Origin of the sequence: Candidatus Reidiella endopervernicosa (assembly GCF_013343005.1) — a bacterium.
Classification (GTDB): domain Bacteria; phylum Pseudomonadota; class Gammaproteobacteria.
The window spans coordinates 2,825,033-2,845,141 of sequence record NZ_CP054491.1 but is presented as its reverse complement, the minus strand read 5'-3'; the positions used below and the strand labels follow the sequence as shown (position 1 = coordinate 2,845,141).

22 protein-coding genes are annotated in these 20,109 nt (G+C 55.0%); 12 read left to right on the top strand and 10 right to left on the bottom strand.

The window, feature by feature from the left end; translation table 11 throughout:
* Window positions 1-87: 87 nt before the first annotated feature.
* Window positions 88-1,224: an LPS export ABC transporter permease LptF gene (gene lptF, locus HUE57_RS15440; RefSeq protein ID WP_135622130.1), complete on the top strand. Its 1,137-nt coding sequence runs from the start codon at window positions 88-90 to the stop codon at window positions 1,222-1,224.
* A complete protein-coding gene (gene lptG, locus HUE57_RS15435) occupies window positions 1,221-2,285 on the top strand; it encodes an LPS export ABC transporter permease LptG (RefSeq protein ID WP_172840232.1) in 1,065 nt (354 codons plus the stop codon). The genes lptF and lptG overlap by 4 nt, the downstream gene beginning before the upstream one ends.
* Window positions 2,286-2,288: 3 nt before the next feature.
* On the opposite strand, the gene HUE57_RS15430 is transcribed toward lptG, so the two are convergent.
* The 4 genes from HUE57_RS15430 to HUE57_RS15415 are packed head-to-tail and all read right to left on the bottom strand — an operon-like array spanning window position 2,289 to window position 5,955.
* On the bottom strand, window positions 2,289-2,714 hold the full coding sequence (locus HUE57_RS15430) for an RDD family protein (RefSeq protein ID WP_078483451.1): 426 nt from the start codon (window positions 2,712-2,714) through the stop codon (window positions 2,289-2,291).
* 4 nt (window positions 2,715-2,718) lie between these two features.
* Entirely contained in the window at window positions 2,719-4,023 is a 1,305-nt protein-coding gene (locus tag HUE57_RS15425) for a sigma-54-dependent transcriptional regulator (protein ID WP_078483450.1), read from the bottom strand.
* Window positions 4,024-4,034: 11 nt separating this feature from the next.
* Window positions 4,035-5,711, bottom strand: a complete 1,677-nt coding sequence (locus HUE57_RS15420; RefSeq protein ID WP_078483449.1) for a sensor histidine kinase — start codon at window positions 5,709-5,711, stop codon at window positions 4,035-4,037.
* A gap of 31 nt (window positions 5,712-5,742) precedes the next feature.
* Window positions 5,743-5,955 carry a PP0621 family protein gene (locus tag HUE57_RS15415; protein ID WP_078483448.1) on the bottom strand — a complete coding sequence of 71 codons (213 nt, stop codon included), beginning with the start codon at window positions 5,953-5,955 and terminating at the stop codon, window positions 5,743-5,745.
* Between the two features lie 171 nt (window positions 5,956-6,126).
* Between HUE57_RS15415 and HUE57_RS15410 the strand changes: the two genes are divergently transcribed.
* Window positions 6,127-7,761 (top strand): NAD+ synthase, encoded by a 1,635-nt coding sequence (locus HUE57_RS15410; protein ID WP_078483447.1) that lies wholly within the window; start codon window positions 6,127-6,129, stop codon window positions 7,759-7,761.
* 47 nt (window positions 7,762-7,808) lie between these two features.
* Window positions 7,809-8,147, top strand: a complete 339-nt coding sequence (locus HUE57_RS15405) for a P-II family nitrogen regulator (protein ID WP_078483446.1) — start codon at window positions 7,809-7,811, stop codon at window positions 8,145-8,147.
* A 15-nt stretch (window positions 8,148-8,162) separates the two neighbouring features.
* On the opposite strand, the gene HUE57_RS15400 is transcribed toward HUE57_RS15405, so the two are convergent.
* Together HUE57_RS15400 and HUE57_RS15395 are read right to left on the bottom strand one after the other, a co-directional pair.
* A complete protein-coding gene (locus HUE57_RS15400; protein WP_078483445.1) occupies window positions 8,163-8,690 on the bottom strand; it encodes a nitroreductase family protein in 528 nt (175 codons plus the stop codon).
* 51 nt (window positions 8,691-8,741) lie between these two features.
* Complete coding sequence (locus tag HUE57_RS15395) at window positions 8,742-9,509, bottom strand: outer membrane protein assembly factor BamD (protein WP_078483444.1); 768 nt, start codon at window positions 9,507-9,509, stop codon at window positions 8,742-8,744.
* 111 nt (window positions 9,510-9,620) lie between these two features.
* Between HUE57_RS15395 and rluD the strand changes: the two genes are divergently transcribed.
* The 5 genes from rluD to def are packed head-to-tail and all read left to right on the top strand — an operon-like array spanning window position 9,621 to window position 13,229.
* Window positions 9,621-10,601 (top strand): 23S rRNA pseudouridine(1911/1915/1917) synthase RluD, encoded by a 981-nt coding sequence (gene rluD / locus HUE57_RS15390; protein ID WP_078483443.1) that lies wholly within the window; start codon window positions 9,621-9,623, stop codon window positions 10,599-10,601.
* The gene (pgeF, locus tag HUE57_RS15385; protein ID WP_078483462.1) at window positions 10,601-11,338 is read left to right on the top strand and encodes a peptidoglycan editing factor PgeF; all 738 of its coding nucleotides are present in this window, start codon (window positions 10,601-10,603) and stop codon (window positions 11,336-11,338) included. Before rluD ends, pgeF begins: the two co-directional genes overlap by 1 nt.
* A gap of 47 nt (window positions 11,339-11,385) precedes the next feature.
* On the top strand, window positions 11,386-12,165 hold the full coding sequence (locus HUE57_RS15380; RefSeq protein ID WP_078483442.1) for a ZIP family metal transporter: 780 nt from the start codon (window positions 11,386-11,388) through the stop codon (window positions 12,163-12,165).
* A 24-nt stretch (window positions 12,166-12,189) separates the two neighbouring features.
* A complete protein-coding gene (locus tag HUE57_RS15375) occupies window positions 12,190-12,711 on the top strand; it encodes a glycine cleavage system transcriptional repressor (protein ID WP_078483441.1) in 522 nt (173 codons plus the stop codon).
* Between the two features lie 8 nt (window positions 12,712-12,719).
* Window positions 12,720-13,229 (top strand): peptide deformylase, encoded by a 510-nt coding sequence (def, locus tag HUE57_RS15370; RefSeq protein ID WP_078483440.1) that lies wholly within the window; start codon window positions 12,720-12,722, stop codon window positions 13,227-13,229.
* A gap of 201 nt (window positions 13,230-13,430) precedes the next feature.
* Here the strand turns inward: def and HUE57_RS15365 are convergent, their stop codons facing one another.
* From HUE57_RS15365 to HUE57_RS15350, 4 genes are all read right to left on the bottom strand, one after another.
* Window positions 13,431-13,634: a hypothetical protein gene (locus tag HUE57_RS15365; RefSeq protein WP_174673487.1), complete on the bottom strand. Its 204-nt coding sequence runs from the start codon at window positions 13,632-13,634 to the stop codon at window positions 13,431-13,433.
* Entirely contained in the window at window positions 13,535-14,506 is a 972-nt protein-coding gene (locus HUE57_RS15360) for an ATP-binding protein (protein ID WP_174673486.1), read from the bottom strand. Before HUE57_RS15360 ends, HUE57_RS15365 begins: the two co-directional genes overlap by 100 nt.
* A gap of 115 nt (window positions 14,507-14,621) precedes the next feature.
* Window positions 14,622-15,182: a histidine kinase dimerization/phospho-acceptor domain-containing protein gene (locus HUE57_RS19760; protein WP_272901984.1), complete on the bottom strand. Its 561-nt coding sequence runs from the start codon at window positions 15,180-15,182 to the stop codon at window positions 14,622-14,624.
* A gap of 1 nt (window position 15,183) precedes the next feature.
* Window positions 15,184-16,497 (bottom strand): ABC transporter substrate-binding protein, encoded by a 1,314-nt coding sequence (locus tag HUE57_RS15350; RefSeq protein ID WP_172840230.1) that lies wholly within the window; start codon window positions 16,495-16,497, stop codon window positions 15,184-15,186.
* Between the two features lie 281 nt (window positions 16,498-16,778).
* Here HUE57_RS15350 and clpB point away from each other — a divergent pair, with 281 nt between their 5' ends.
* From clpB to HUE57_RS15335, 3 genes are all read left to right on the top strand, one after another.
* Complete coding sequence (gene clpB / locus HUE57_RS15345; RefSeq protein ID WP_078483437.1) at window positions 16,779-19,382, top strand: ATP-dependent chaperone ClpB; 2,604 nt, start codon at window positions 16,779-16,781, stop codon at window positions 19,380-19,382.
* Window positions 19,383-19,401: 19 nt separating this feature from the next.
* Entirely contained in the window at window positions 19,402-19,593 is a 192-nt protein-coding gene (locus HUE57_RS15340; protein WP_078483436.1) for a CPXCG motif-containing cysteine-rich protein, read from the top strand.
* Window positions 19,594-19,777: 184 nt separating this feature from the next.
* Window positions 19,778-20,071: a hypothetical protein gene (locus HUE57_RS15335; RefSeq protein ID WP_135622128.1), complete on the top strand. Its 294-nt coding sequence runs from the start codon at window positions 19,778-19,780 to the stop codon at window positions 20,069-20,071.
* The last annotated feature ends 38 nt before the right edge of the window (window positions 20,072-20,109 follow it).

The following is a 20,109-nucleotide window of genomic DNA, read 5'->3' as shown; positions in this document are numbered from 1 at the left end:
GCAAAAGTACGGCACTATTTGTCTGCCGAATACTCTGATTTTTGCTGATCACTACAAAAAAGCTAGTTTACTGGAAAAGTTCTCCTTTTGAATAACAGACGAACATTGTTTGCCAGCTGGAATCCGCTGCCGGTGCTCGATCGCTACATCTTTCGTGAAGTGGTGTTGAGTATGGTGATGGTCGGCTCAGTGTTGATGCTGATCGTGCTGGTCAATACATTGGCACGGAACCTATCTGAGGCGGCCAAGGGTGACCTGCCGCCAGGTGAAGTGTTCCACATGCTATTTCTGCAGTCGGTCAATTACGCCGTGCTGCTGCTGCCGTTGGCACTCTTTCTTGGCATTATGCTCGGTTTTGGTCGTCTCTACCGCGATAGCGAGATGGTCTCTCTCGCCGCCTGCGGTGTCGGTCTACGGCGCCTCTATGTGGCGGTGATGTATTTTGTATTGCCGATTACGGTATTGCTGGCGGGATTGAGTATCTACCTCGGTCCCTGGGCGGCACAGCAGGCCTATATTGTTGCCGATCAGGCGGAACGTGACGCCGATATTCTGGCGATACAACCGGGCCGTTTTACCGAATCCAAGAGCGGTAAACAGACCATCTTTGCCAATAGTATCTCACCTTTAAATAGCGCCTGGCTGGAGGTGTTTGTCGAAGACAACTCTGGCGAACGTCCTCGAGTCTATAAAGCCGACCGTGCCTATGTTGAGAGCAATCGGGAGACGGGAGATCGTTATCTGGTACTGGAGGATGGCAATCGTTACGAGGGCATGCCCGGTGAACGCGACTATACGATTCTCCGCTACAAACGTCATGCGATCCTGATCAAGGAGGGGAATAAGAAACGTGCCACTGAAAAACTTGATGCACGTCCTACGTCGCTGCTGCTGGGCAGTAACAACGCAAAGGAGATTGCGGAGCTGCAGTGGCGTATCTCGGTTCCGATTACGGGACTGCTGTTAGCGCTGTTGGCGGTTCCGCTGAGCCATACACCGCCGCGTAAAGGACGCTATGGACAGCTGATGATCGCCATTCTGGTCTATATCAGCTATGCCAATCTGCTCAGTGTCGCCAAGGTGTGGGTGGCAAAGGGACAGCTTTCGCCAGCCATCGGTATCTGGTGGGTCCACCTGTTACTTCTGCTCTTTATCGCTTATCTGGTCATCAACCAGTTGGGCTGGCAATGGATTCGCGGCCAGTTTGTCAGGGGGCGTGGATGAAGCGTTACGAGCGCTATCTGATAAAGGAGACACTGATCGGTATCCTGCTGGCGCTGTTGCTGGTGGTGGCGCTTGATGCATTGCTCGCCTTTATCGCAGAGCTGGGAGATGTCGGTCGTGGTGAGTATGGGGTCGGGGCGGCGATGCGTTTCATCGTGCTGACGCTACCGCATCGTCTGCTCGATCTGCTGCCAATGGCAGTGCTTCTCGGTAGCCTGATGAGCCTGGGACGGTTGGCTGCGGGAAGTGAACTGATCGCGCTGCGTAGTGCCGGTGTTTCCCGTGCCTCGATTACCAGAGCACTGCTTAAGCTGGGGATGGTGCTGGTGGTCATTGCACTGCTGATCGGTGAGTACATCGTGCCGATGAGTGAACAGCAGGCACGTAACGGACGTGCCGTTGCACAGAGTAGTGGTGCACTGCACAAGAGCAAACACGGTGTCTGGGTGCGTGATGGGCGCGCCTTTGTCCATATTCGCGATTTCTATGCCGATGGGAAGCTGGGCAAGGTGACACGATACGAATTCAACAAGCAGGGGCAACTACAAAGCGCGGTCTCTGCCCGGTCAGCCAAATACAATGGTGAAGAGTGGTATCTGTTTGGGGTTGAACGAAGTCTGGTGCGTGAAAGCATCGTTGTTTCGCAATCGGAGATGGCGGAGCGTTGGAGTCTGCTGCTCGATCCGGAGCTGTTGAGTGTGGTTGCGACCGGACCGCGTTTTCTCTCGGCCTGGGATCTGGGTAAATATATTCTCTATCTGAGGGCCAATGGCCTGGCGACGCAACGCTATGAACTGGCGCTGTGGAATAAGCTGATCTCACCGCTCTCGCTACTGGTGATGCTCTTCTTTGTGGTGCCATTTGTACTGGGACCGCTGCGTGATGTGGGGGCGGGCAAGAGAATGGTGATGGGATTGCTGTTCGGTCTTGCCTTCTACCTGCTCAACCGCACCTACTATCAGATGGGACAGCTCTATAATTTCAATCCGCTCTTCAGTGCGCTGTTTCCGTCGTTGTTGGTGCTGGCAGTGACGATGGTGGTGTTGAAGCGGACGCGCTAGCGGTTAGCGCGGTCGATGGATTACGCAACTATTTGAGAGTCGGTCGTGCCAGGCGAGGCGCTCGCTATTGAAGGGTATCCAGAACAGCCCGATACCGAGCGTGAAGAGCGCAGCCAGAAAACGCACCGCAGCGATACTCCAGGTAACGCTTCCACCATTGCTCTGCTCGAGACGCAACTGCCAGCTGCGCATCCCCAGCGTCTCACCACCGTGGGTCCAGAACCAGCCAAAGAAGAGGAAGGTGACGCCGAGCAGGTAGAGAGTGCTGGAGAGCTCAAATAACACACCGCCGTTACTCTGCTCAGCAATGATGGTGATGGGAATAAAGGCGAAAAAAAGCACCGCCAGCAGTAGCAGTGAATCGTAGAGAATTGCACCCAAACGGCGTGGCAGGGTTGCCGGGGAAGTTTCAGCTCTATTCGTGCTCATTGGACTACTCAATCTCGAGTTTCTGCAGGCGGTAGCGGAGCTGGCGTAGCGTCAGGCCGAGTAGTTTTGCTGCAGCGGTTTTATTGTAGTGGGTCTGCTCCAGGGCTTTGACGATCTCCTGTCGCTCCAGATCCTCGACTCGATTGGGTAGTAGCTCTCCCTGGGTTTCGATTGTCTGCGGCAGGGCCAGATCCTCTGCCATGATGGTGTTCTCTTCGCACAGCGTCATGGCGCGCTCAAGAATATTCTCCAATTCGCGCACATTACCGGGGAATGGGTAGTCGCTGAGTGCTGCGCTTGCCTCAGCTGAGAGACGGGGGCTCTCGAGGCCCGACTCTTCGGCAAAGCCTGCAAGGATGTGATCGGCCAATAGCGTTATGTCTTCGGTACGTTCGCGCAGACTCGGTACATGGAGTTCAATAACGTTGATGCGATAGAAAAGATCCTGGCGGAACTGTTCATCGGTGACCATCTGTTTGAGGTTTTTATGGGTGGCGCTGAGGATGCGAACGTCGATCTTCTGCTCCTGATGGGAACCGACCGGACGGATCGCCTTCTCCTGAATCACGCGCAGTAGCTTAACCTGCATATGCAGTGGCAGGTCGGCCACCTCATCGAGAAACAGTGTGCCGCCATCGGCGGCCTGAAACAGCCCCTGTTTGTCGCTCACGGCTCCAGTAAAGCTTCCCTTGATGTGGCCGAAGAATTCGCTCTCCATCAGCTCGGCGGGAATTGCACCGCAGTTGACCGGTACAAACGGCTTACTGCTGCGTGGTCCCTGTTCATGGATCATGCGTGCCGCCAGCTCCTTGCCGCTACCCGATTCACCGCTGATATAGACCGGGGCCTGACTGCGCGAGAGTTTGGTGATGGTGGCACGAAGTCGCTGCATCGCTTTGGAGTCGCCGAGCAGGGTCAGTTTTTTTGATGATTCGGTTGGCGTGCTGAGTTTGATTGCCGTAGCGACCAGTTTTCTCAGCACCTGTAGATCGACCGGTTTGGAGACAAAATCGAAGGCACCGCTCTTGAGCGACTCGACCGCCGACTCCATGTTGCCGTGGGCGGTGATGACAGCAACGGGGGTTTGCGGGGCGCTGTTCTGAATATGTTTGACCAGTTCGATACCGCTACCATCGGGTAGGCGCATATCGGTGAGGCAGAGATCAAAATCTGCACGTTCAAGTAGCGCCACGGCCTCAGCCAGATCAGCTGCCGCGTGGGTATCGATCTCCATACGCCCCAGAGTGATCTCCAGCAGTTCGCGGATATCGGGTTCGTCATCAACAATCAGGGCAAGCGGGCGGCTCATCGTTTTCTCTCTTAACCGGCGGTCGTGGGGGTGGAGAATAGAATACGGAACGAGGCACCGCCACTCTCGGCGCGTCGGTGCTCGAGGCGAGCACCGTTCATCTCGCACAGCTCTTTGGCGAGATAGAGTCCCAGTCCGGTACCGCTGCTACGGGTAGTGAAGAAGGGATCGAAGATGTTTTCGGCAATCGCCTCGTCTATACCGCCGCCGAAGTCGATCACCTCGAGATAGGGGGTGTCAGACTCATCGAGCAGGCCGCCTCTGACATGGAGTCTCGTGCCGTTGGCGTTTGGTTCACCGTGGCGAATCGCGTTGTCGACAAGATTGCTGATGATCTGCCGCAGCTGTGTCGGATCAAACTCGATTTGTGTCTCCTGCGGTTCGATCTCGAGTTTCAGCGTCTCATCGTGGGCGCGACCGTGTTCGCAATACTCATCGAAGAAGTTGCGCAGCCATGAGTGCAGTTCTATGGACTCGGGGAATGAAGGGTCGCGGCGTGAGATCTGCAGTACATTCTCTATGATCTCATTCACCCGTCCCGATTGCTCCAGAATGATCTCGATAAAGCGGCTATCCCCCTTGTCTAGTTCGGGTGATTCGGCCAGGAGCTGCCCTGCATGGCTGATGGCACCGAGAGGGTTTCTGATCTCATGGGCAATACTCGCTGTCAGCTGCCCGAGTGCAGCCAGTTTCATCTGCTGCGCCCGTTGCGAGAGTACCGCCATGTCATCGAGATAGATTAGGGTGCCGGTATCCTCTTCGCGCCGACCTAATGGAATAAAACGTGGGCGAATTTCGAGAGTCGTTTCACCGATCCGTAGCGCCTCGGCAACGGCAGATCGATCTTTTCGCCAGCGCATCAACTCTCTCGATAGATCGGGATTGATGGTTGAGAGGCGCAGAGACTCGATCTGTGCAGAGGTACCCAGCATGGTTCGCGCGGTGCTGTTGATCAGGCGTATAGAACCCTCGATATCGACCACCAGTGCCCCCGACTCCATATGTTGAATCACGTAGTCGTTGAGCTGCGCTAGATTGGCCAGGTCGATACCACGACGGTGTGCCAGTGCCTCGGTCTCGCTCACCCTTGCCGCCAGCAGGTGCAAAACAATGGTGGTGGCGAAAAAGGCGACGCCGAGCATACCTGCCTGGGTGTAAGCGGTAGTGGTGAAGGCGTTGGTCAGTTCGGCATAGACCTGCTCGAACAGCACCACGGTGCTGGTGACGGCGGCAAAGAAGATCGCGATGTAACCACTCATCAACAGGCTGCCACCCGCGAGTGAGACGATCAGCAGCATTGCCAGTCCGCTGCTGATACCGCCACTGGCGTGCATGATCAGGGTGATGGCAAAGATATCGACCGTCAGCTGCAGGTAGACCTGAATATTAAAGCGTGGCTTTTTAAGATAGGTCGTGATCAACGCACCCATACAGAAGAGTAGGTAGATAACGGTTGTGATCAGGTAGAGAAGTGGATCTGATTTGCCGAGCAGACTGGGTCCCAGGCCGGTAACAAACAGAATCAGCAGTAGTCCAGAGAGAGCAGAACGATAGAGGTTGAAAAGGTAGAGCGGTTTCCACGTGTCCTCTTCGCTGCGAACTATCGTCGCTGCGTGAGGTGTACGGCGCCGGCTATGATCACGAGACTGGCCACTGCCCAGATTCAGGCTTGCCGATTTGTTGGGCATGCTCTGCACTTAGTTAAGCCTGGATTGCTGGTTAATCGGAGTTGTCGGCATTCTGGTGTTCCAGCGAACAGTAGTAGTTGGGACCACCGACCGCGTCATCAACCGGGATGTGTACGCCACAGTGGGCGCAGCGGACAATTTTCACCGATTCGCTCTTATCAGGTGCTGCCTTGCGGTCCTTCGAACGCAGCAGATAGACGATGAGCCAGATGATGAAGGCGAGTGCAATTAGACGTAATACCATAACCGACAAGTTTCCAGATTCACTACCTGGCTTGCAAGCGCCCCGTCTCTTTTGCGTTGCCAATTCGAATAATTCAGAATAGCCGCTCAATTTTCTGAGGAATCACCCAGCGGTGAATTTTGATCTGAAACGACAAATGGTTATGCCTGGCAACCGCGATGGGGTGCAGCAATGAGCCGGACCCTGCGTATCGTACTGGCACAGCTGAATCAGACAGTTGGGGGCATCTCCGCCAACTGTGATCAGATCATCGAGGCGTCTCTGCGCGCACGAGATGAGTTTTGTGCCGATGCGATACTCTTTCCTGAACTGACTCTGACCGGCTACCCACCCGAGGACCTGCTGCTGCGTCCTGGGCTTCACCATCATGTCGAACGTGCCATTACACGTATTGTCGCGGCTGTCAGCGGTATCACTGTGATCTTTGGTCATCCGATGCAGACGGGTGAAGGGCTGTTTAACAGCGCTACAGCGATACGGGATGGAAAGCGACTGGGCAGCTATCACAAACAACATCTGCCCAACTACAGTGTCTTTGACGAGAAGCGCTACTTCAGTGCGGGCCGTGGACCGTGTCTGGTCGATATCGCTGGTGTACCTGTGGGTATCACCATCTGTGAAGATGTCTGGATGAGTGGTCCGGTGAAGCAGGCTGCCGAGGCGGGCGCCAGGCTGATGCTCAATCTCAATGCTTCACCTTTCCATAGTGGCAAATCGGGCGAGCGAGAGGCGGTCGCTAGAGAGCGAGTCACTGAATCGGGTTTACCGCTGATCTATCTCAATCTGGTCGGTGGTCAGGATGAACTGGTCTTTGATGGTGGTTCGTTCGTGATGGATGCTATGGGGCAGGTGACGATGCGTTGCCCCGATAGTGAAGCGGATCTCTACTGCGCTGAACTTGAGGTTAAAGCAGAAGCGGTGACACCTGTTCGTGGGGTGTTGGCATCCGAACCCGCTGAGGTCGAGGCGATCTATCGCGCCCTTGTGTTAGGGGTGCGCGATTACATTGAGAAGAACGGCTTTCGGGGTGTGGTGCTCGGACTCTCGGGCGGGATTGATTCGGCACTGACCCTGGCAATCGCCGTCGATGCGATCGGTAAGGAGCGGGTCGAGGCGGTGATGATGCCCTCGCGATATACGGCGCAGATGAGTATTGACGACGCTGCCGCTGAGGCGGAGGCGCTCGGTATTGAGCACCGGGCCATCTCGATCGAACCGCTGTTTGCGCAGTTTATCGACTCACTCAGTGACGAGTTTGCCGGACTGCCAGTCGATACAACCGAGGAGAATATCCAGGCACGCTGCCGCGGGGTGCTGCTGATGGCGATCTCGAATAAGAAACATAAAATTGTTTTGACCACGGGTAATAAGAGCGAGATGTCGGTCGGCTACGCAACGCTCTACGGCGACATGGCCGGTGGTTTTGCGCCGATCAAGGACTGCCCAAAACTGCTGGTCTATGAGTTGTCACGCTATCGAAACAGCATCTCGTCGGTGATCCCGCAGCGGGTCATCGATCGTCCGCCCTCAGCAGAATTGGCAGCCGACCAGAAGGATGAGGATTCACTACCACCCTACGAGGTGCTTGATCCTATCCTGCAGTCCTATGTCGAGGATGATCTCTGTGCGGCCGATATCATCGCGCTGGGTTTCGATGCAGATGTGGTTAATCGCATCGTTACCCTGGTCGATCGAAATGAATATAAGCGTCGTCAGGCACCACCCGGTATCCGTATTACACGGCGTGCCTTTGGTCGGGACCGTCGCTATCCGATTACATCGGGTTATACTAAGCAACAGAAATGAATGGTCAGTAGGCCACACCTGTTTAAGCCAGTGAGGAAGCGATAACAATGAAGAAAATCGAAGCGATCATCAAACCGTTTAAGCTCGACGACGTTCGCGAGGCGCTTTCAGAGATCGGTGTGTCTGGTATGACTGCTACCGAGGTGAAAGGTTTTGGTCGCCAGAAGGGGCACACCGAACTCTACCGAGGCGCGGAATATGTGGTCGATTTCCTGCCCAAGGTGAAGGTCGAGCTGGTCGTGACGGGTGATCAAGTCGCAGCCTGTATTGAGGCGATTACCAATGCAGCACGTACCGGCAAGATCGGTGACGGTAAGATCTTTGTTACCCCCGTCGAGCGCGTAGTGCGTATCCGTACCGGTGAAGAGGATCAGGCAGCGATCTGATCGTTCTCCTCCCGATCACCCCGGGAACTGTGTAACCACCTCATCGATGGGGCGCCGTGGAGTCGGTGCTGGCAGTTCTGCGGGGTAGCCGATGGCGATAATCGCAACCGGCTTCAAACCCACATCCAGCTGCAGGGCATCTATCACCTGCTGCTCATCAAAATATCCCACCCAGGCAGAGGCCATCCCCGCAGCAACCGCAGCGAGTTGCGCATAGGCGGCAGCAATGGTGGTGTCCTGAATGGCATAGAGCGTCTCACCTCGTTCGCCATACTCCTTGCCGGCTGTGAGCGGATCGGCGCAGAAAACCAGTAAAACGGGAGCTTCCTGAAGAAAATCTTGATCACCGGCGGCAGCGCTTAGGCGTGCGCGAGTCTCAGCCTGTTCGACCTGGATGATGCGGTAGGACTGAAGATCACCTGCTGAGGGGGCGGCGCAGGCGGTTTCGAGAATGGCGTGAAGCTTGTCGGCCTCAACTGGCATATCGCTCTGATACTTGCGCACCGAGTGGCGGCGGTGGACCGTTTCAAAAAAGTCCCACATGTTTAATCTCCCCCAGCTAGTTATTTTGTAATGCTCCCCGCAGTCGGGGTATTAGCGTTTGAGACGCTCCAGCTCTTTATGGTCTGGATAGTTTGTCTCGAATACACGAAGCGCGTCGTTGGCTAGATCTTCAAGCTCCAGGGCGCGGTAGGCCTTCACCATCACAACCAGCGCATCGGGCATGGCTGGAGTGCGCTGATAGTTTTCAATCACATACTTGGCGCGATTGACCGAGGCGATGTAGGCCTTGCGACGTAGGTAGTAATCGGCGACGTGGACCTCATAGGAGGCCAGCAGATTGCGCAGATAGACCATGCGCTGGCGCGAATCCTTGGCGTACTGACTGGCTGGGAATTTGTTCACCAGCTGGGAGAAGTCATCGAATGATTTTCGAGCAGCCCCCGGATCGCGCTGGGTGGCGTCGGAGACGAGACGGGCATCAAGGGCGGTCTTGCCACGGTTGTAGTTGACCAGTCCCTTTAGATAATAGGCGTAGTCGACGTTGGGATGGCGCGGATGCATCTTGATGAAGCGGTCGAGGGTGGCAATGGCCGAATCGGGCTCCTCATATTTATAGTAGGCGTAGGCCGATTCGAGCTGTGCCTGCTGGGCGTAACGGCCAAAGGGATAACGTGCCTCGAGCAGTTCGAAGTAACGAATTGCGCCTTTGTAGTCGCTGTCGCTCATCGCCTCTTTGGCGGCACTATAGAACTGATTGGCGGACCAACCCTTGGTCTCGTCGTTCTCATCTAACGTGCCGGCGCAGCCGAGCAGTGAGAGAAACAGCCCCAGGAGGATGAAGAGTCTGATAGAGTGCATGGTCAAAATGGGTCCCGACAACAAGTTCAGTTTTTTATGAAATAACGGACGGCAGTATAGCCCAAGCGGTCGTCAAATGTCCTACCGTCCCTGAGTGAATCTAGAGCACAAATGAACAATCCTGAACGCGTGACACTAAACGCCACCATCCCCGATGAATCTGCCGGACAGCGCCTCGATCAGGTGCTGGCCGAGCTTTTTGACAGCTACTCGCGCGCAAGGTTGCAGAAGTGGGTCAAAGAGGGGTGCGTGACTCTCAATGGCTCGCTCTGTAGCAAGCCGCGAGAGAAGGTTCACGGCGGTGAGTCGGTGGTGATTGAGGCAGAGTTAGAGAGCGAAACGGCGGTGGTGGCCCAGGATATACCGCTGGATGTAATTTTCGAGGATGAACATCTGCTGATCGTCAACAAACCGGCCGGGATGGTGGTTCATCCGGCGGCAGGGAATCCCGACGGAACCTTGCAGAATGCGCTGCTGCATTACGATCCAGCTCTGGCGGCGATCCCTCGTAGCGGGCTGGTGCACCGTATTGATAAGGATACCTCCGGACTGCTGATGGTGGCGCGAACCCTGACTGCCCATAACCATCTGGTCGAGAGGCTGCAGCAGCATGATATCGAACGTGAATATCAAGCAATTACGATGGGGGTGATGGTCTCGGGGGGAACGGTAGAGACACCGATCGGGCGCCATCCGGTCGATCGCCTCAAGATGGCCGTGACCGAACGGGGCAAGGAGGCGATAACGCACTATCGCGTGGAAGAGCGTTTTCGTGCCCATACCCATATTAAGGTACAGCTTGAGACGGGGCGAACTCACCAGATCCGTGTCCATATGGCTCACCTGCGTTTCCCCCTGGTGGGTGACCCAGTCTATGGCGGGCGGATTCGCATTCCTGCCGAGAGTAGTGAGCAGATGATTGAGACCCTGCGTGGTTTTCGTCGCCAGGCGCTGCATGCCGCGAGGCTGGGATTGGAGCATCCTGAAACGGGAGAGCTACTCTCCTGGGAGGCACCGCTGCCAGCGGATATGGCGCAACTGATTCAGGTGCTGTGCGAGGATGCCGAACAACATCGGGAGCAGTCACGTTGATCGAAACGATCGCCCCCGACTGGCCCGCACCACACACAGTACACGCTTATACGACCACTCGAGCCGGTGGTGTCAGTGAGGCGCCATTCCACTCTTTCAATCTCGCCACACACGTGGGTGATCGAGATCAGCATGTGCAACAGAATCGTCAACGGCTCATTACTGAGTTGGCACTGCCTGACTCACCGGTGTGGCTCGATCAGGTGCATGGCACCGATGTGGTAGCTGCCGATCAGATCTCTGTTGGCCAATGTGCGGATGCGGTCTTTAGTTGGCGATCGGGCAAGGTCTGTGCGGTGATGACAGCAGACTGTCTGCCGCTGCTGTTCTGCAATCGACAGGGCAGTGTGGTTGCTGCCGCGCACGCTGGTTGGCGTGGTCTGGCCGCTGGGGTTATCGAGTCGACCGTTGAGGCGATGGGTGTGGCGACAGCAGATTTGCTGGTCTGGCTCGGACCGGCGATTGGACCCGAGGTCTTTGAGGTGGGTGATGAAGTGCGTCGTGAATTTGTTGACCACCAGATCGAAGCGGAGCAGGCCTTTAAGTCATCCTCGATAGAGGGGCGCTGGCTGGCCGACCTCTACCAGCTGGCCAGGCTGCGCCTTGCGCGTTGTGGCGTGGCGCAGATTTATGGCGGTGATTACTGTACCTATAGTGATGCCGAGCACTTCTACTCCTATCGCCGCGATGGTGAAACGGGGCGTATGGCCTCGCTGATTTGGATAGCGCCGCAGTAGCGTAATCGGTTATCATTTTGCGCTACCTTTTCGGGATTTTCTGACTCATGACCCTACTGCTCTGGATTCTGCTCTTCTGCCTGCTTGGTGGTGTATTGAGTGTTGCTGCCGTTGGGACTTTTCTGCTCTTCAGTGAGTCGTTGCGTACGCGCCTGTTGCCCCATCTGGTCAGCTTTGCCACCGGTGCACTATTGGGTGCTGCCTTCCTGGCGCTGCTGCCGCATGCACTAGAGGGTCCCGGTATCGATGACTTCCATGAGCTGATGATGGCGGTGCTGCTGGGTCTGCTGGCCTTCTTTATCCTTGAGAAGATGGTGCTGTGGCGCCATTGCCATACCGATCACTGCGAAGCGCACGCTCCCCACTCCGGTCATGGCGAGGGTAAGGCGGCGAGTCTGATTCTGATCGGTGATGGTCTGCATAACTTCGTCGACGGTGTACTGATCGCCGCTGCCTTTATGACCGACTTCCACCTCGGTGTGGTGACCAGTGTGGCAATCGCTGCGCATGAAATACCGCAGGAGGTGGGAGATTTTGCCATTCTTCTGCATAGCGGCTTTAGTCGTCGCAAGGCGTTCTTTTTTAATCTGCTCTCCAGCTTTACCACCATCCTCGGTGGACTACTTGCCTGGTTCAGTCTGCAGAATCTCGAGTTCGCACTGCCCTATGTGCTGGCGGTGGCCGCCTCGAGTTTTATCTATATTGCAGTGGCCGATCTGATTCCCGGCCTGCACCAGCGAGTCGATAAAAAAGATACCGTCTATCAGGTGGTATTAATCGTACTCGGTGTGGTGGTGATCCACTTTGCACATGCGACGGTGCACTAATTACTTCAAAGGAGCGTTGTGGCTATGAGTAAATGGTTTATGTTGACCCTGGTCGGAAAGGATCGCCCCGGCATCGTGGCCCACGTCACCTCGGCCCTATTAGAGGGTGGCTGCAATCTGGGCGAGGCGTCGATGATGCGCCTCGGTGCCAACTTCACCATCATGCTGATGGTTCAGCACGATGGCACCATCAAGTCTCTGCAAAGCCTCATCTCAACCGAGGCCGACTCACTCGGTCTTCATTGCCACGTCGACCATGTCGAGGGTGGGCTGCATCAGCATGAGATTCCCGATGTGCGTATCAGTGTCTATGGTGCCGATCGTGCCGGAATCGTGGCCAAGGTAACCACCGCACTGGCCGAGTCGGGACTCAATATTCTCGATCTCGAATCGGATGTGGCTGGTACCGAGCAGGATCCAATCTACATCATGCATATCGAAGGGCACGCTGCCGAGGGTATTGAGTCACTGCAGGCAGCACTCGAGGTGGTCTGCAAAGAGGGCATTGACGCCAGTATCAGTCCCATCGAAACGATGATCGGTTAGCGACTGCTATGGCTATACTCGATATCCTCGCCTATCCCGATCCGAAGCTGAAGCAGGAGTCGCTGCCAGTAGAGCAGTTTGATGAATCGCTGCGTAGCTTCGTGAGTGATCTGGAAGAGACGATGCGCGCCGGTCCCGGTGGGGTTGGCATCGCTGCACCACAGGTCGGTTATTTTCAACGTATTGTGATCGTCGACTGCTCTGTGACCCGTAAGCCGGTGCCAAACAATGGCACCATTATCATGATCAATCCCGAGATTACCGACTGGGAAGGAATGGCCAAGGGACGTGAGGGTTGTATGTCGGTACCCGACTACACCGGTAACGTTATCCGTGCTGAGAAGATCAAGTTCCAGGCCTATGATCTTGAGGGTGAGCTGCACGAGTATGAGAGCGAGGGGTTTGAAGCGCGTGCGGTACAGCACGAGATGGACCACCTCGACGGCATGTTATTTCTCGATCGACTGGTCAGTCGTCGTAACGATCTGTTTAAACGCAAGGTCTACCAAAAGAAGTAATCTGCGTACAGCGGATAATGTATTGCCACGATAAGTGACTGAGAGCGCTCCTCTCGACCAACTGCATCTAATCCCGAATAAGAATGAATCACCGGATCAATCGTTGCGGCTGAACTGGCCGATGATCTCCCAAAGCTCCGCCGCTGACCGCCATGGATAGCGAAGCGAAGGCGGTTAGCCCCGATAGTCGACGCCGTCTGCCTATTCGTAGTTGAGAGCGCGAGCGAACGACGAAGAAGATGCAGCAGCGGCTTTATGTCGGCGTAGAGTCAGTGAGGAAGTTGTGTAGAGCCGCGAAGAGGTGATTACGCAACGTACGCAGGACGTCGGGCGCCGCAGGCATAAACGGTCGCGTGAAGTTTTGCTGTTTGCTTGGGCTTGGATGCCCAAAACAAACTTTCGCAAAAATAGCGACTCCCCAGTTCACTGACCGGCTTGGTGATCGACTCATCCATGCCCGCTGCGAGAAACTGCTCGATCTCCTGCGGCATTGCATGGGCCGTTAGTGCGATGATTGGGGTGCGTTGGTCCTCGATCTCGATTTTGCGCATTGCACGGGTGATATCCATCCCGTTCATACCCGGCATTCGAATATCCATGAAGACCAGTGAGTAGCGTTTCTGTCGGAAGAGTGTAAGAGCATGCTCACCACTCTCGGCCTCATCGACCACAACCTGTCGGTCGGTGAGCAGGGTCGTAATAAGTTTGCGATTGATCGCGTTGTCATCAACCACCAGTATCTGTTTGCCTCGGTGCGCATCGGCCTGATGTTCCGTTTCCTCGCTGGTTGGCTCAACGCTATGAAGTGCCTGTGTGGTGATGGTGAACCAGAAGCGGGTACCCTCACCGGGATGACTCTCGATGCCTATTTTGCCACCCATCGCTTCGATCAATTTTCGACAGATCGCCAATCCCAGTCCGGTGCCAGAGTTAAGGCGTTCATAGGTGTTGTCGAGCTGTTTGAAGGGTTTGAAAATCTCCTCCATCTCTTCGCTGCTCATACCGATGCCGGTATCGGTGACCGAGAACTCGATAATTAGGTGCTCATCCGGTGAGTCGAGTAGGCGATTCGAAATTTCGATTTGACCTTGATCGGTAAACTTGATCGCGTTGTTGACCAGATTGTTAAGCACCTGCTTGAGCCTGACGGGGTCGCCAGCAATCCACACAGGCACCGAACGGTCGTTCTTTAACCTTAATTCGATCCCTTTACGCTGCACGTCGTTATAGAAGAGTGAGACGACATCCGAGAGTGCCTCAAGTAGATTAAAGGGCACCGTCGCTGACCGCCATGGAGGCGAAGTGAGGGCGGTTAGTCCCCGATAGTCGACGCCGTCTGCCTATTCGTAGTTGAGAGCGCGAGCGAACGACGGAGAAGATGCAGCAGCGGCTTTATGTCGGCGTAGAGTCACTGAGGGAGTTGTGTAGAGCAGCGAAGAGGTGATTACGCAACGTACGCAGGACGGTCGGGGCGCCGCAGGCATAAACGGTCGCGTGAAGTTTTTGCTGTTTGCTTGGGCTTGGATGCCCAAAACAAACTTTCGCAAAATAGCGACTCCCCGGCTGAATTAGGGTCTCACCCGATTCGATCTTGGAGAAGTCGAGGATGTCGTTAATGATGGCAAGCAGGTCGTTGGCAGAGCTATTGATCGTCTCAACCTGATCGCGCTGTTCACCATTGAGATCGGTCCTGGCCAGCAGGCGGGTGAAACCGAGAATACCGTTCATCGGTGTGCGAATCTCGTGGCTGATATTAGCGAGAAAATCGCTCTTGGTGCTATTGGCATCTTCAGCCAGCTCTTTGGCGAGTTTCAGGTCAGAGATAACCTGTTTGTGTTCTGTTATATCGCGAGCGGTACCCTCAACCCCATTAACCTGGTCGTTGTTGTCGTAGAAAAATTGCGCGTTGACCGAGAGCCAGATCGGTTGGCCATCATTGCGCCGAATATTCACCTCATATCCAGTAACCCGCCCCCCCCTGCTCCTGTATCGCATCAATCAGCTGTTGGCGCTGTCGCGGGTCGATGTAGAGCTCGCTGAGGTTACGACCGATCATCTCCTGCTGTGTATATCCAGTCAGTTTCTCGATGGAGGGTGAGACGGTCACAACCCGTCCCTGTGTGTCTGCTCGATAGAAGGTCTCTTGCAGGTTGTCGAAAACCGAGCGAATGTTGCTTTCAGATTGGCGTAGCTTCTCTTCGGTGGTTCGGCGCTCGCCTATCTCCCTCTGTAGTCGACTGTTGAATACCAACAGGATGAGTGTGATTAGACCGATAAGAAACAGTGCGACGATTGCGACACGAAATGCCTGGTTGGACCAGAGCCGATCGTCGTGGATATGTCCGTGTACGCTGTCGAAGATAAAACCATCGAGGGTGTAACCAGGTTCGATCAGCCCTGCCTGTTGGTAGGTCTCCGCCATCGCCTTCCAACGACCCGGGTTCATATGTCCTATCTGAACCAGATCGGGCACGATCAGTTTTCGTATTGTGTCGGCCTCGTAGTGAAGGTGGTCGATGCTGTGGCTCGATCCGTAACGACTCTGGATCAGCTCGATGATCTCTTCCGGGAAGGTCAGCGCATAGTGCCAGCCTCTGAGTGATGCGGTACGAAATGCTGACACCTGCTCGGGATCGCTATGTACCAACGCTTCACTGGTGAAGAGAATGTCGCTATAGAAGTCGATGCCGTAATTGCGTGGCTTGATGATTGAGCTGGCAATGCCACGCTCGTAGAGCAGGTAGGGCTCATTGGTGATGTAGGCATTGAGTGCATCGACTTCACCAGTAATGAACGCCTCGAGGTTGTAACGATCATTAATGATCTCAACGCTATCGAGGGCGATTCCCTCATTCTGCAGCATGGCGATGAAAGCGGCATCGGCCGTGTTACTTACCGACATGATTGTTCGCCCTACCAACTCGTGAGGTGAATTGATGCCAGAGTCGGTACGGGTTAACAGTATCGAAGGGGAGTGTTGGAAAATTGCGGCCAGAGCGACCAGCGGCTCACCCTGTAACCGTCGGTGCAAGATGCCGCTGTTATCGACACCGTAATCGGCCCGTCCCAATAGAATTTCGTTAATCGGACTGCGATCTGGGTTACCGGCAACGATCTTTACTTCAAGCCCGGCATCACGGTAGTAACCCTTCTCAAGGGCCGCATAGTAACCGGCAAATTGAAACTGGTGGTGCCAGCGTAGCTGGAGTGTGACCGGGGTGAGGTCACTATTATTTGGACGGTCTCGCGCTTGAGCATCGCCTGCCACAACCGACGGTGACAGGAGAAGCAGTAAGAGTGCTGTTAGCAACGTGGTGAGGGTGGCAACAGACACAAGGTGAGAATTGGATGGCATCCTGATTGTTTATCTTTGTTATCGATTCAGTAAACAGCGTTATGAGCCAGACAATAGTGTAGCACTCCAAGCTTCTAATTCGGCGTGCTAAAAGGTTTCACCAGATAGACTTGATATTTGCGTGGGGATTCCCCATTTAGGGTGTAGATTAGTCAATTAGTCAGCCAGTTATACGCGGAGAGTCCGATATGCGAATGGATAAATTCACCAGCAAATTTCAGATGGCAATTGCCGATGCTCAGAGCCTGGCGGTTGGTCGTGATCACCAGTTTATTGAGCCGGTCCACCTGATGATGGCGCTACTCGATCAGGAGGGCGGGACCACGCGTCACCTGCTCACGCAGAGTGGTGTCAATGTGAACCAACTTCGTTCTCAGTTGGGTGAAGGACTGGAGCGACTCTCTTCGGTCACGGGCATGGCGGGTGACGTACACCTCTCCAATGACCTGGGGCGCATGCTTAACCTGACTGACAAGATTGCCCAACAGCGCAAGGATAGTTATATCTCCTCTGAGCTCTTCATCCAGGTCGTGGTGGATGAGAAGGGTGAGATCGGTGAGATGCTGCGCAAGGCGGGTGCTACCAAAAAGGCGGTTGAACAGGCGATTGATCAGCTGCGTGGTGGTGAGAGTATTGATGACCCCAATGCCGAGGAGCAGCGCCAGGCGCTGGAGAAATACACCATCGACCTGACCGAACGTGCCGAACAGGGCAAGCTCGATCCAGTGATCGGCCGTGATGATGAGATCCGTCGTGCAGTACAGGTATTGCAACGTCGTACCAAGAATAATCCCGTTCTGATCGGTGAGCCCGGTGTCGGCAAGACCGCCATCGTCGAGGGATTGGCGCAACGCATAATTAATGGTGAGGTGCCGGAGGGTGTAAAGGGTAAACGTCTGCTCTCACTCGATATGGGGGCGCTTATTGCTGGAGCTAAGTTCCGCGGTGAATTTGAAGAACGCCTCAAGGCAGTACTTAATGATCTCTCCAAGCAAGAGGGGCAGATCATTCTCTTCATCGATGAGATCCACACCATGGTCGGCGCGGGCAAGGCCGAAGGATCGATGGATGCTGGAAATATGCTTAAACCGGCACTGGCGCGTGGTGAGCTCCACTGCATCGGTGCCACAACGCTTGATGAGTATCGTCAGTATATCGAGAAGGATGCTGCGCTAGAGCGCCGTTTCCAGAAAGTACTGGTGATGGAGCCGAATGTTGAGGATACCATCGCCATTCTGCGTGGCCTGAAAGAGCGCTATGAGGTACACCACGGCGTTGATATCACCGATCCGGCCATCGTTGCTGCTGCAACCCTCTCGCATCGCTACATTACCGACCGTCAGCTGCCCGATAAGGCGATCGATCTGATCGACGAGTCGGCCAGCCGTATTCGTATGGAGATCGACTCCAAGCCCGAGCAGATGGATCGCATGGAGCGGCGTCTGATTCAGCTCAAGATCGAGCGGGAGGCGCTGAATAAAGAGACCGATGACGCCTCGAAGAAACGCCTTGCCGATCTGCAGGCGGAGGTCGATCGTCTCGAACGCGAGTATGCCGACCTGGAGGAGATCTGGAAGTCGGAGAAGGCATCGCTGCACGGTGCTACTCAGATCAAGGAGGAGTTGGAGCGTGCTCGCCTGGAGATGGAGACGGCACGCCGTGCCGGTGATCTCTCACGCATGTCAGAGCTGCAGTATGGTCGTATCCCGGATCTTGAAAAGTCGCTGCAGATGGCCGCCGATGTCGAGATGGGCGAGATGCAGCTGCTGCGTAACAACGTCACCGAAGAGGAGATTGCCGAGGTGGTCTCGAAGTGGACCGGTATCCCCGTCTCCAAGATGCTTGAGGGCGAGCGTGACAAACTGCTACGTATGGAGGAGGGGCTACACAAACGTGTGGTCGGACAGGATGAGGCGGTGGGTGCCGTCTCCGATGCGATTCGTCGCTCACGTGCCGGACTCTCCGATCCAAACCGCCCCAACGGCTCGTTCCTCTTCCTTGGCCCGACCGGTGTCGGCAAAACCGAACTCTGCAAAGCACTGGCCGAATTCCTCTTCGACACTGAAGAGGCGATGGTGCGCATCGATATGTCGGAGTTCATGGAGAAACACTCAGTGGCTCGACTGGTGGGTGCACCTCCCGGTTATGTGGGCTATGAGGAGGGCGGTTATCTAACCGAAGCCGTTCGTCGCAAACCCTACTCGGTAATTCTGCTCGATGAAGTGGAGAAGGCGCATCCCGATGTCTTCAATATCCTGCTGCAGGTGCTCGATGATGGGCGCCTCACCGATGGCCAGGGTCGTACCGTAGACTTCCGTAATACCGTGATTGTGATGACCTCCAATCTCGGTTCGCAGCACATTCAGGAACTGGCGGCTGCACAGGGTAGCAACGATGAGGAAAACTACGAGTTGATGAAGGCCTCGGTAATGGAAGTGGTCGGTCAGCACTTCCGTCCCGAATTTATTAACCGAGTCGATGAGACGGTGGTCTTCCATCCACTGGGCCAGGAGCAGATTCGCCACATTGCCAATATTCAGATCGAGTATCTGCGCCGTCGACTCACTGATCGCGATCTTGATCTGAAGCTGAGTGAGATGGCGCTCGACCGGCTCGGTGAGGCAGGTTTCGATCCGGTATATGGCGCACGTCCACTCAAGCGTGCCATTCAGCAGCAGCTGGAGAATCCACTGGCACAGGCGATCCTGCGCGGTGAATTTATTGCCGGTGATACCGTTAGCGTCGATATTGAGGGCGATGAGTTGGCCTTTCGCAAAGGCGCTTCAGTGGCCGCATGATTAATTACGGGGTGTCGATATGAGTTTGCTGGAGACTGTTTATGTCGACTGCCCCTACTGCGGTGAGAAGATAGATCTGACTATTGACTGCTCAACGGGTGTCGATGCCTATGTAGAAGATTGTCAGGTCTGTTGTCGCCCAATGAACGTCATCGTTGGCTTCGATCTGTCGGGCAAGCCACTAGTCGAGGTGAGGCATGAGAACGAGTAACCACTATCCAGGTAAGTAGCCCGAATGAAGCAACGCACGATGAGCCGTAGGCTCGACTCCTTTAAAGAGATCCGAGAGTAGGCTGGCGAAGGCCTCCCTGGATTCCACACTGCTACATCTGGGCTACACTGCAGAGCTGGAGTTACTGTGCTTTATATAACGAGTGGATGGTGGGGGGAGTGTTATGAATAGATGGGGAGTGTTTTCACTGATGGTGGCAACTTTGTTGCTTACTGCCTGTTCGAGTGAGACTACCAGTTCAACGCCGGTCGAAGAGCGCATGATTCCCCATGTGTTCCAAGAGGGTTGCAAGTTCACGATCGTTACCGACTCTGGGACCGCTGCGACCACTTCACCCATCAATAATAGCTCTCCGGGTGTGACCGTCTCTGCCTCGGTTTCGATTGGAGAGTATGAGATTGAGGTGGCGGATTGCGAGGTCATTTCCAATCCGGCCTATCTTCCACTCTATGAGTAGTAACCTTGAAAGCACTACGTGATACAGCGCTTCACTCT